9 protein-coding genes are annotated in these 12,133 nt (G+C 38.0%); 3 read left to right on the forward strand and 6 right to left on the reverse strand.

Features of this window, described 5'->3' with window-relative positions; translation table 11 throughout:
- Nucleotides 1-6: 6 nt before the first annotated feature.
- Genes BN1225_RS14855 through BN1225_RS06160 form a run of 3 tightly spaced genes read left to right on the forward strand, consistent with a single transcriptional unit; the run spans nt 7 to nt 2,082 of the window.
- Complete coding sequence (locus tag BN1225_RS14855; protein ID WP_052466398.1) at nt 7-1,050, forward strand: HD domain-containing protein; 1,044 nt, start codon at nt 7-9, stop codon at nt 1,048-1,050.
- Nucleotides 1,040-1,453 carry a GNAT family N-acetyltransferase gene (locus BN1225_RS06155; RefSeq protein WP_041138905.1) on the forward strand — a complete coding sequence of 138 codons (414 nt, stop codon included), beginning with the start codon at nt 1,040-1,042 and terminating at the stop codon, nt 1,451-1,453. The genes BN1225_RS14855 and BN1225_RS06155 overlap by 11 nt, the downstream gene beginning before the upstream one ends.
- Nucleotides 1,453-2,082 (forward strand): GNAT family N-acetyltransferase, encoded by a 630-nt coding sequence (locus tag BN1225_RS06160; protein WP_041138906.1) that lies wholly within the window; start codon nt 1,453-1,455, stop codon nt 2,080-2,082. The genes BN1225_RS06155 and BN1225_RS06160 overlap by 1 nt, the downstream gene beginning before the upstream one ends.
- A gap of 19 nt (nt 2,083-2,101) precedes the next feature.
- On the opposite strand, the gene BN1225_RS06165 is transcribed toward BN1225_RS06160, so the two are convergent.
- The 6 genes from BN1225_RS06165 to BN1225_RS06190 all read right to left on the reverse strand — a co-directional run bounded on the left by BN1225_RS06165 (nt 2,102) and on the right by BN1225_RS06190 (nt 12,122).
- Nucleotides 2,102-2,965 carry a DMT family transporter gene (locus BN1225_RS06165; RefSeq protein WP_041138907.1) on the reverse strand — a complete coding sequence of 288 codons (864 nt, stop codon included), beginning with the start codon at nt 2,963-2,965 and terminating at the stop codon, nt 2,102-2,104.
- Nucleotides 2,952-3,893 carry a cysteine synthase A gene (cysK, locus tag BN1225_RS06170; RefSeq protein ID WP_041138908.1) on the reverse strand — a complete coding sequence of 314 codons (942 nt, stop codon included), beginning with the start codon at nt 3,891-3,893 and terminating at the stop codon, nt 2,952-2,954. Before cysK ends, BN1225_RS06165 begins: the two co-directional genes overlap by 14 nt.
- A gap of 92 nt (nt 3,894-3,985) precedes the next feature.
- Entirely contained in the window at nt 3,986-4,798 is an 813-nt protein-coding gene (locus BN1225_RS06175; protein WP_041138909.1) for an alkaline phosphatase family protein, read from the reverse strand.
- 299 nt (nt 4,799-5,097) lie between these two features.
- Nucleotides 5,098-8,976: an Ig-like domain-containing protein gene (locus BN1225_RS14070; RefSeq protein ID WP_052466399.1), complete on the reverse strand. Its 3,879-nt coding sequence runs from the start codon at nt 8,974-8,976 to the stop codon at nt 5,098-5,100.
- 472 nt (nt 8,977-9,448) lie between these two features.
- Nucleotides 9,449-10,921, reverse strand: a complete 1,473-nt coding sequence (locus BN1225_RS06185) for a Mur ligase family protein (protein WP_052466401.1) — start codon at nt 10,919-10,921, stop codon at nt 9,449-9,451.
- A 211-nt stretch (nt 10,922-11,132) separates the two neighbouring features.
- A complete protein-coding gene (locus BN1225_RS06190; protein WP_041138910.1) occupies nt 11,133-12,122 on the reverse strand; it encodes a serine hydrolase domain-containing protein in 990 nt (329 codons plus the stop codon).
- Nucleotides 12,123-12,133: the final 11 nt, after the last annotated feature.

Consider the following 12,133-nt stretch of genomic DNA (forward strand, 5'->3'; position numbering starts at 1 on the left):
CGAAAAATGAAACAACTTACGACAAATATCGATACCCGAATTTTAACTTACTTATCTATTTTTGAAGAGGAAATTCCGGATTTTCTCAAAGATTATTTAGAAATTAAGGAGATGAAGCGTTTAAAAGGCATCGGCTTATTTTGCGGCTGTGATTATACTCGATTATTTAACTGCCGTTTCTTTTATTCTCGTTTTGATCACAGTCTAGGTGTGGCTTTGATCATCTGGCACTTTACTCATGATAAAAAACAGACCTTGGCAGGATTGCTTCATGATGTCTCATCACCGGTGTTCTCCCATGTTGTTGATTTCTTAAACAACGATCATATGACTCAGGAATCCACCGAAAAGAGTAATCAGGAAATTCTTTCTAACGCGCATGAACTGCTCGCTTTACTCGCACGAGATCAAATTCGTTTAGAAGATGTGATGGATTATAAAAAATACCCTGTTGCGGATAATGAAAAACCCCAATTATCTGCTGATCGTTTAGAGTATATGTTATCCACCGGATATATTTTGGGGCATCATTTGACTTTAGAAGAAATAAAAACGATCTATCAGGACTTAACTTTGCTGACAGATGAGCATGGTCGAACAGAAATCGGCTTTCAAACAATCAAAACAGCAGAATTATTTACACAAAATGCCTGCCGTGCCGCAAAAATATACTTATCTAATGAAGATAAGCTGGCATTACAATTATTAGCTGATATTATGAAGAAAATGATGCAGGATCATGATGTCACAATGGAGGATTTCTATCAGTTAACGGAAGCAGAAATGATCGCTTTAATTGAAAACAGTCCTTATCACTCTATCTATCGTTGTTTCCAAGAACTAGAGGAAGTCAAAGGCAGTGATAAAGAAATGACCGGGAAATATTGTGTCCATATCGACGTTAAAAAAAGATATGTGGATCCTCTTGTTAAAAATCAGCGTATCAGCAAGGTATCTGCACAAGCAAAAGCATGGATCGATGAAATTCGTTTTGAACAAAGAACCCCTTATGCTTATATTGATTTGGAGGATTTTCGTAATGATCATTAAAGAAGCTAAACATCAGAAAGACTTTTTTAGATGTATGAAAGTACGAGGACGTGTTTTTGTTGATGAACAGCATGTCAAAAGTGAGATTGAAATTGACGATCTTGATCAAACTTGCCGTCATTTCCTAGTTCTTATCCAAGATCAGCCCGTTGCCGCTATGCGCGCTATCGAGCATGAGCATTATACTAAATTAGGACGCATCTGTGTCTTAAAAGAATATCGTCATCAAGGGATCGGTGAAAAGTTAGTGAATCATGTCACCCAATTCATTAAGGGGGAATTTCGCTTAGGTGCCCAGCTGCATGCAGCAGCGTTCTATGAACATCTTGGCTTTATTCCTTATGGGGAAGTGTTTATTGAAGCTGACATTCCTCATATCATGATGAAAAAGGAAGTGAAATAATGGCTGACCCCAATCTGTTTATGATATGTACTCAATTAAATAAAGATGCCTTAACAGCACTGCCACAAGGATTTACATTACGTCCGTGCCGTAAAGAAGAACTATCTATTTGGAAGGCAATGCCGTTTGATGATGAAAAGACAGCTCTCGCTTATGAACCTTATATGCAATCTTATTTTGATTTAGTCTATCAAGACAAAAGCGATTTATTTTATGAACGTTGTCTGTTTTTGTGTGATGTTGATGATCAGCCAGTCGGAACTGCTTTTATTTGGCCGGCTTATAATCAAATCAATACGCTTCACTGGGTGAAAATCAAAAAAGGATATGAAGATCAAAAATTGGGAAGAGCTATGTTGTCAGCGATCCTCGGTGGACTTCATGAAAGTGATTTCCCGATTTACCTGCATACTCAACCGGGAAGTTATCGTGCAATTAAGCTTTATTGTGATTTTGGATTTAAGTTTATTACAGACGAACAAGTCGGAGCAAGACATAATGACTTAAACAGTGTTTTACCTGACCTGCAAAGATTAATGACAAAAGAGGCTTTTGAACAGCTCCAGTTTGTACAGGCGCCGACTGATTTTCTTAACACGCTTTCTCATTATTCTCATGACGAATTCTAATAAAAAAGACCCATTGGGTCTAGGCAAACTGTTTATTTTTATTTTGGCGGATAAACATGATAAGAGATATGCCAAAGATAATAAAATATCCAATAAAGCTATATTGATCTGGGATTTGATTAAATAAGATAAAACCAAAGACAGCAGAAAACAAAATTTGTGAATAATCATAAACTGATAATTCTTTAGCCGGTGCATATGTATAAGCGGCCGTAATCGCAAATTGTCCTCCTGCGGCAGATAGTCCAGCTAACAATAGATAAGTTAACTGAAGCCAAGTCATTGGATGAAAATCAAACAAGACAAACGGTGCTACCGCTAAACATGAAAACGTGGAGAAAAAGAACACAATCAATGGACCACGTTCCCCTTTTGTTCCTAAATAACGCACAGTCGTATAAGCGGCACCGGCGCCCATTGCTCCGGCAACACCAATAAGAGAGGGAATCAATGAAGGGTTCGCAAAACTTGGTTTGATAATAAACAAACTTCCTAAAAACGCAATAATAATGGCTAGCCACTGAAATAGGCTGGCTTTTTCTTTTAGGAAGAACAACGAAAAGATAATCGCAAAAAACGGTGACAGCTTACTCAACATCGATGCATCCGAAAGCATTAAATGATCGACTGCATAAAAATTACAGAGAATCCCAACCGTTCCGCAAACAGAACGAATAAGCAGGAATGGGAGGTTTTCTTTTTTAAAGTGAAAACCTTCCATTGATTTCCTAATAATAAAATAAGCAAACACTAATGCAACTAAGTTTCTGAAGAAACTTTTCTGCATCGAGGGGATATCTCCCGACAATTTAACAAACACATTCATGACGGCAAAGCAAAATGCTGACATGACAATATACATAATTCCTTTATTTTTCTTCATCTTTACTCCTAAACAGGGATGTGGTCAGATATCTTTCACCGCTGTCTGGCAGTAATACGACAATCTTTTTCCCTTTATTTTCTTCTTTTTGACTTAATTGTGCGGCAACTGATAAAACCGCTCCGGAAGAGATTCCGATTAACAGCCCCTCCGTCTTTCTAAATAGACGACAATGATCATAGGCCGCTTTCGTCGTTGCTGTCATGATCGTATCGATGACTTCTTGCTTTAAAACAGAAGGCACAAAGTTAGCACCAATCCCCTGCAAACCATGAGTGCCGCTATAGCCCTTTGTCAGCAATGGCGAATCTGCCGGTTCTACTCCGACAATCTGTATATGGGGCAGTTTTTCCTTTAGATATTTTCCTACCCCACTGATTGTTCCTCCGGTTCCGATTCCCGCTACAAAAATATCCATCTCTTTGTTCATATCTTCATAGATTTCCGGACCCGTAGTTAAATAGTGTGCTTTTAGATTATTGGGATTATCAAACTGTCCGACTAAAAAAGCATTGGGATGAGAAGCAACAACACGATTTGCTTCATCGATAGCCCCTTGCATACCTAATTCTCCCTTGGTTAAACGGAGATCGGCTCCATAAGCACTTAACAACTGTTTTCTTTCTTCACTCATCGTTTCAGGCATCACGATCATCACCTTCATCTGCTTGGCTAAAGCAATAGCCGCTAATGCAATACCGGTATTTCCACTCGTTGGTTCAACTAGCAATGTATCGGAATTAATCATCCCATTTTGCAGTGCCTCTTCAACCATCGTTAACGCTATGCGATCTTTGGCACTCCCGCAAGGATTAAACATTTCTAATTTTGTAAACAACGCTGCCTTGCTTGAAACAGCTTGTTGATAACGTTCTGCCGCAAGTAACGGGGTATGCCCGATCATATCTTCCATATGATGATACAGCATATTTTCCCTCCTTTTTATATGTTATGTAAGGAATAGGAAAATGTCAAACAAAAAGCCCAGGAAATTGCCTGGGAAATATTAGCGAAAAACGGCTATTGATGTGGAATAAAGCCGTAAAAATGAATAATGTTCATATCTTCCGGCATCTCTAAACCATGACTGCCCAAATCACCATCAATACGATGACATCCATGATCCGGAGCAAATCCCAACAATGTATCATGATTTGACCAGTACATCTTTATTGCTTCTGCAACGCTCGTAAACGTACTGACATTATTTTCAAGGGCAGCTAACGCTTCCGGACTTTCCGGCCCATAGCGATGCATTGTTCCATCAAAGTTCCCATTATAAAGTAAGATGAAGTCATACTGATCTTCCTTGATCAATGCCAATGCCTTCTGATTACACTCCTCAATCGTTTCATAAATAAAATAATCCATTTCTCTTTCTAAAAAGATCATTGATAAGCTGTCATTCGCAGTTGAAACAATACAAGGTTTCTTCTTGTTTTTTAATAATACGTCAAATACGGTTTCCTGTTGAATTACCGGTTTAATATAGCTTTGAATGCCATGAACCGCTGGCATGACTCCCGTATACATGGAACCAAAACATACCGGTGTCACAGATGGCATAACCGATAAGAGCGGCAATGCCAACTGAGTATGTTTCATCACATCATGAAACAACGGCGTGTATTTTTGATAGAGCCACAAAGCAATCGCATCCGGATTATACATAAAAACTCGATCTGCCGATTGATGAAAAGACTGCTGTGCTACCGTCTTGACGATGGGCAGGGCCGCGGCGGCTTGTGAAGGGGGTGTTACCCCTAAAACATCACAAATAGTAGCAGCCACTTGTGTTATACATAAAGAATTTAAAGATTGTTGTTCGGACATTTGTATTCCCCCTTTCCCCCATTATAGCATGTTCAAAACGCATTGCAATGTTGCTTTGATAGCTATTCTTTTCTAAGTCTCATCCGCTTCATAAAACAAAAGAACTTGAAGAAATGGAATTTTTTAATCTTAATAAAATTAATCCTGTCATCTATTCTCCAGATAATCATTATTATACAGTGAAAAATCATATTGGCGGTATAGACGATTATTCAAAATAATTGATAAACAAAAAGGGAATGCTGTTTAAGTCCTTCTGTCCGGCTGACAGAGGTGCATTCAGTCATTCCCTCTTTTTATTATTCCATTCTTGTTTTCTTTTTGATTAAGCTAGCAACAATAACAGCTAATGACAGGAGCATTCCCATGATCAAAGTCATCAATGAACGATGATCTCCGGTATCCACCATTTTTTCAATAATCGTTACCACTTCCTGATCAATCAAGTTTTGATCGGCAATGCCATCGCCATCCGTATCGATGTTATAGTCAGGGATTCCATCCCCATCTACGTCAATGTTAAGATCGGCTTTTCCATCACCATTTGTATCAATGTTGATGTCTGGTTTGCCATCGCCATTAGTGTCGATATTAATGTCAGGTTTGCCGTCACCATCTGTATCAATATTAATATCCGGTTTTCCATCGCCATTGGTATCGATGTTAATATCCGGTTTGCCGTCTCCATTCGTATCAATGTTGATATCCGGTTTGCCGTCTCCATTGGTATCAATGTTAATATCCGGTTTGCCGTCTCCATTGGTATCGATGTTGATATCCGGTTTTCCGTCGCCATTCGTATCAATATTGATATCCGGTTTCCCATCTCCATTGGTATCGATATTAATATCCGGTTTACCATCGCCATTTGTATCGATATTGATATCCGGTTTTCCGTCTCCATTGGTATCAATGTTAATATCCGGTTTACCATCTCCATTCGTATCAATGTTGATATCCGGTTTTCCGTCTCCATTGGTATCGACGTTGACATCCGGTTTTCCGTCTCCATTCGTATCCATATTTACAGTCGTGATTTCAAAAGTAGTATCTAAGCTGGAAGCATAATTGCCTTTTCCCTTGATAATCGCCGTAGCACTTCCCACTTCAATATTGTTTTTATATTCAACTGTATAATCCACACCTTCTACCAATACCTTATCCCCGTCTTTTACAATTACAGGAGGAAGAATCGGTTTCCCAGTATATGGCTGATCTGGAATATCGTTAACATTGATCGCCACTTGTATGTTTTCATCATCGAAAGGTCTCGGTAAAATAGAGGCTTCATCTTTTAATGTATACTCAGATGTACGATAGCCTTCTTCATCTTCAAAATAATATTTCTTCGATAATTCCTTACTTAATTTCAAAGTTGCTTCAGCATCATTGTAATTTCCAACATTTTCATTAGGGAAAACTGCGGTAATTTTAAGTTCCTTCAAGAAATTCTCTAAGTCAGAATCCAATACCCCTTTTAGTCTAATCGTCTCTAAGTCGACCGATGCATCCACTTTACCGTCGTAATACTTATCTAAAATATCAATAAATTCGGGTTCTACTTTTCGTTTCCCGGCATTGATTACAATTTCTTGAGTGGCATCATTATATGCTCCATTCCCTGGCCGAGTGACGGTGATGGTCACTTCTCCCACTCCAACAATCGTCACATTTCCATATTCATCTACAATAGCGATCGATTCATCAGAAGAACTGTAAATAGGTGCTTCATCTGTATCCCCGCCTTCTAATTCTAATTGGAATTGATCCCCATAGATCTTATCTAATTCACTACCAGGAACAATGACGGTATCGTCTGTCTTATCTGTAATGATAATCGGATTACCGCCAATTGTTTCATCCCCTTGGTCTACCGGTGTTACTTCTAATTCAACCGGGTCTCCTGTACTTTCATTGTAATTTGTCCCAGTTCCGCCAATATATTTTGCCGTTATAGTTTGAGTACCATCTATCGTATTTTTACCGCCGTCATCACTAGGTGTCCACTCGATAGTTGCCTGACTATATTCATAGTTATCAGAATTTTTATCTGCGGCTGCCGTAACTGCTACAGGATCCCCATATGGTTTTCCATTAATATAAAACTGTACTAATCCGGTTGGGGCTTTACACGTCTTTGCTTCCTTATTATCCGGTGATACATTGGCTGTAATCGTAATTTTATTATCTGCTCCTGTTTTGTCATCTGCTCTTTTGGCTGTAATCGCTATTTGACTGTCTGCAGGATCAATTTGGGCATACTTATAATAACCACGATGTCCCCAGAAACTATTTTGGAAAGTAGGATCAGAGGCATACTGACTAGATGTGATAATCAGTTGATATTTCCCTACATTTGCCTGCATTCCGGAAATAATTTCTCCTTCAGTTGATGGTTCAAGCGTATCATTATCTAAAAGTTGAGACTGAATGGTCATTTTACTGGCATCGTCTAAAACTTTTCCGCTTGGGATTGTCACCGGAATACCGCCCGCTGTAATCAAATTCAGGAAATCCTGTTGTTGAGTTCCATCAAATGCTAATCCGTCATAGGTTTTATGTAAACGTTTTTCATCAGGAATTGTCGTGTTATCCACCGAGAAAGAAACATACTGCTTCAAAATAGACCCATTTGTTGCATCGGTCACGAAGAATGAATCCATCGGGATTTCTTCACCGCCAGAATCTTTAATGGACAAGTCAACACGTACTTCTGTCGGTGTATTACGATTTGGCAGCCAGAAATATAACGCTCCTTGTTCATCTGTATAAGATGGCATTCCATAATCACTTTCAAGTCCGTTAATCGTCATTTTCATATCGTCTACTAAAGTAATCGGAATATTATATCCCTTAAGATCAATCTTAGTCATAAATACTTTTGTTGTCTTTTCTAAATCGCCCCAAGCTGAGCCATCGCCCTCTTTACTTTGAAATTTCCCGGTACCAGACAGACGAATGGAACCACCGGTGACAATGACGTCTCCGCCTGCACCACCAATGTCATACCAGCCTGATTGTGAAGATGGCAATAAAGTTCCACCGGTAATCGTAATGGTTTTGCCTGTATTCGTCCCACCACAACCTTGACCAAACGCGTTACTATGCGTATACCCGGTTGATTTTAAGAATCCACCGTTGATATTAATATCACCGGCGATTGTTGATTTGGGTGTTTCACACATAATGATATCCGTTAATGTATAAGTTACCGTACTCGTTGACATACCGCCAACATAGGTACATCCACCGCCAATCCCGGCCCCATGATAAGAGCCATAAGCTTCAATAATTCCGCCATTAAACGTCGTGACAGTCCCGCCACCAGCATGTCCTCCGCCAATTCCTGTACCGGCACCATTTCCACCTTCTCCCGGTCCATAAGCAGTTGCGATTATTTTTCCGCCATTAAATGTCATATTCCCACTATTTTCAATGGCAGCACCACCAATTGCCGCCGCTCTATAACCCCCATTTACTTTTAATGTTCCGGCATTCGGACTATCGAGTAAAGTAAGACGATCCCCCTGATGTACTATAGTGCCATCTTGCAACGTGGCATCTCGAGAAATACGTCCGCCTTCAGGCAGAATCGGTACACCATTGATATCCACGTTACGACGTGCATCATCAATCGTTAAACTTGAACCTTCTCCACAACGAATTCCCGGAAAATGTTGTGTCGCTGAAAGATTTGTCGTTAGCACATTTTCACTGCCATCAGCAATCGTTATATGTGCAGAGGTAGGATGATCTATATTCGTTGGAATATTGATTGGTAAGATTCCTGTAATCTTCACATTATTCAGAGTAATATCGGCATCGTTCCCCGGTTGAATATAGATACAGTCCGAGACGACTGCCCCATTCGTCGAGATTGTCAAGGGGGTATTTGTTTTAATCGTTAACGCTTTTACCGTAATATTGTTTACCCCTCCATATGTAGAAGGCTGAGCCGCACTTGTGCTTTCTGCGTTTCCGTATCCTTGAGTATGATATACAACATCACCATACTCATAGTCCACCCCTTCTACGCCTCCGGTCACCATAAAGCCACCCGCATTTTTCGTAGTATCTGCTTTGGCTTCAATATGAACTAAATTACCTATCATCAATACAGTAAGACTTATAATAAATAATTTTTTGAATAAATCCAAGCTGTGATTTTTAAAAGTCATTTTACTTTCCTCTTCCCTTCGTTTTATTCTAAATATCTTTTATACCTCCGTTATCGCAATACAACATAATTGTACTTATGTTGTATTCTTCAAAAAGTCATGGAAATAGGGAGTATTTTAGTCTGGGCATCGGAAAATAAATCACTATTTTTGGTAATTCCTACCGTTTTAGGCGAGTATAACTTTTTTCTTTTTACATGATAATACCTTGAAAAACAGGGCGATTTCCTCTATAATGAGTACGTAAATAGCCGTAAGCATAAAAACCACAACATAAGTACAATTATGTTGTGGTTTTTTGACTTTATTTCCTTTTATAAAACAATAATTATTTGTCATTATACTAAAAAACAATAACGAAAAATCGATTCAATCATCAAATTTATTGTATTATTCTAAAAATAAAGAAAACGAAAAAAGACTGCGATAAACAATGATTTATCTGCAGTCTAAACTAGATTTTAATATTCTTTTATAAAGAGACTTCCTTATTGGCAAATTGTCTCATACTTGCTTTTACAACTTCTTCATCCCCTGGGTAAGGAACCGTGGTACCATTTACTTTTTGTGTGGTTTCATTGCCTTTTCCTAATACCATAACGATAGTAGGTCCTTCAATATCCATGAAAGCTTTTTGAATGCCGACTTCCCGATCCTCAAAGCTGTAATACGGTTTATCCGTGATCACTTCTGCAATTTGACGGTTGATCTGTTCAATATCCTCATGACCGGAATCGTCCGGAACCAAATAGATTTCATCGGCAAAACAGTTTGCCGCCTGACCTAATTCATGGCGACGATTAAACGCCTTATCCCCCGGACAGCCAAATACTGCTTTAATATGATAATCGGGATAAAATTGTCGTGCATATTTAAAAATCTGTGTAAAACTCGCATCATTATGAGCATAATCGACAATACTTGCAATCTGATGATGTTCATCATTAAACTGTTTCATTCTGCCAGGAACGCTGGTATGTGCTAATCCATACTGAATATCTTTCATCGGAATTCCCATATCCAATGCGACTAAAATTACCGATAACACATTTTCTATGTTGAATAATCCGGGAACAGATAAATAAATAGGATAGGTCTCCCCTTTATACAAAATATTAAAATGTGATCCTTGAGTATCCATTTCAATATCTTCCGCTTTAATCGTTGCCTCTTGTGTAAGCGAGAATGTATACACCTGTTTTTTTAGTTCTTCACTTAAATAGTCAAGCAAATCCGCATTTATAATACAGACTTTTGAATGATTGAATAGTTTTAATTTTGATTCAATGTAATCTTGAAATGTAGGATGTTCCACATCACTGATATGATCATTGGAAATATTCAAAAAGATTCCATATTGATATTCAATCCCATATACACGATCATATTTTAATGCCTGTGAAGACACTTCCATAATAACATTCTTTTTCCCATTTTCTTTCACATCACGAAAAATCTGCTGTAAAGTTAGAGATTCCGGTGTCGTCAATAAAGAGGGAACGATATGATCGCCGTTATAGATTTCCACTGATCCTAAATAGGCGGTATCCCCTTCTTTAGAATGGGCATCTAAAATACTCTTTAGAAAATACAGTGAAGAGGTTTTTCCTTTTGTTCCTGTAATACCGATTAAATTCAAATCACGGCTAGGGTAATCATATAAAGCATCCGCTAAGAGTGCCATAGCTTTTAATACATCTTTTACTAAAATCAAAGGAAGATTTACGTCATAATCCACCTCACTGATATAAGCACTCAGCGAATGGAGAATTGCTTCTAAATATTCTTTTTTGAAATTATTGCCTTTACAGACAAACAAACAGTTATGGCCTAACTTCTTTGAATGAAAAGAGATACTTTCGACTTGTATATCTACTTGTGGAGCAGAGATTAAAAGATCGTGCTTTGATAATATATTTATAATTAAGTTTGTATTTAATTGCATACTCTATTTTTCCTTTTTAATATGTGTCCATTTATTCAATTTAATAAAACAACCAAAGATGGCTGACAAAACGGCAATGATTGGTAAAAAGAACCATAATTTTTTGATTTTTCATAGTCTTCCCCTTTCAAATAGCATGTTCATTGACTAATCTATATCATAGCATTTTTAATTTTATATGCAACTTAATTATATTCATTTTTGGGACTTTCTATTTTAAAGCTAAAACAATCGCTTTATGCAGATTCCAGACATTATCCCCATAGTTGCTTATTAAGGTAATCACTGTCTTTTTTTCTTTATCGCAGCTGGAAATAAAGCTAACTCCGGGATCACTTCCTTGAAAATAAGGAAGATAGTGACTCCCTTGCTTTTTCAGCCATATCCCATAACCATAACAGTCCGCTTCACCACTATGATTAGTCATCATGCTTTTTATCATAGTCTGCGATAACAGCTGATACGAAAGTAATCCCTGCCAAAACAGTTGAATATCTTTAACCGTTGTAAAGGCGCCGCCCGCACCGGTACCTTTAGCGTCGACACTAAAAATATTCGTTCGATAACCGTTCCGATCTGTATCAAAAATATAGTGATAAGCACATTTTGGAGGAAGACAATCCAACTCATAATAGCCTGTACAAGTCATCCCACAGGGAATAAATATCTTTTCTTTTAAATACTGATCAAACGCTGCTCCGGTGATTTTCTCTATAATCAAAGCTAACAGGACATAGCCTGCATTATTATATTGGAATTTACTTTTACGTTCATACATCATAGGTTTATTTATAAATAAGGGCAGTAAGTCTTGGTTAGAGCGAATCTTATAGTTAGGAAAATCAATCCATAAATCTTCATATTCATTCATAATACTTTCATCAAAATAGTCCGGCATTCCCGATGTATGTGTTAACAATTCCTCGATCGTAATATTCTGATCGATTGCCTTTAGATCAAAGTCTAAAAGATCCCCGATTTTATCATTAAAACTAAGCTTCTTAGCTTCTATAAGCTGTAAAATTGCCACTGCGACAAATACTTTTCCGGCAGAAGCCGTTGCAAATTTGGTTTCCGCATCATTTGGCACTTTATTAGGAAGATCCGCATAGCCATATGCCTTTAAAAAAAGGGGCGTGTTTTCCTGAGTAACCGATATGCAGCCTCTAAATTCTGTTTTGATGAGATTCTCTATATTCATAATGGTCATAT

The sequence above is a fragment of the Beduini massiliensis genome (assembly GCF_000829905.1).
In the GTDB taxonomy this organism is placed as follows: Bacteria; Bacillota_I; Bacilli_A; order Erysipelotrichales; family Coprobacillaceae; genus Beduini; species Beduini massiliensis.

Coding starts and splice junctions, on each gene's coding strand:
- BN1225_RS14855 (WP_052466398.1), top strand. CDS start 7: ATGAAACAACTTACGACAAATATCGATACCCGAATTTTAACTTACTTA.
- BN1225_RS06155 (WP_041138905.1), top strand. CDS start 1,040: ATGATCATTAAAGAAGCTAAACATCAGAAAGACTTTTTTAGATGTATG.
- BN1225_RS06160 (WP_041138906.1), top strand. CDS start 1,453: ATGGCTGACCCCAATCTGTTTATGATATGTACTCAATTAAATAAAGAT.
- BN1225_RS06165 (WP_041138907.1), bottom strand. CDS start 2,965: ATGAAGAAAAATAAAGGAATTATGTATATTGTCATGTCAGCATTTTGC.
- cysK (WP_041138908.1), bottom strand. CDS start 3,893: ATGCTGTATCATCATATGGAAGATATGATCGGGCATACCCCGTTACTT.
- BN1225_RS06175 (WP_041138909.1), bottom strand. CDS start 4,798: ATGTCCGAACAACAATCTTTAAATTCTTTATGTATAACACAAGTGGCT.
- BN1225_RS14070 (WP_052466399.1), bottom strand. CDS start 8,976: ATGACTTTTAAAAATCACAGCTTGGATTTATTCAAAAAATTATTTATT.
- BN1225_RS06185 (WP_052466401.1), bottom strand. CDS start 10,921: ATGCAATTAAATACAAACTTAATTATAAATATATTATCAAAGCACGAT.
- BN1225_RS06190 (WP_041138910.1), bottom strand. CDS start 12,122: ATGAATATAGAGAATCTCATCAAAACAGAATTTAGAGGCTGCATATCG.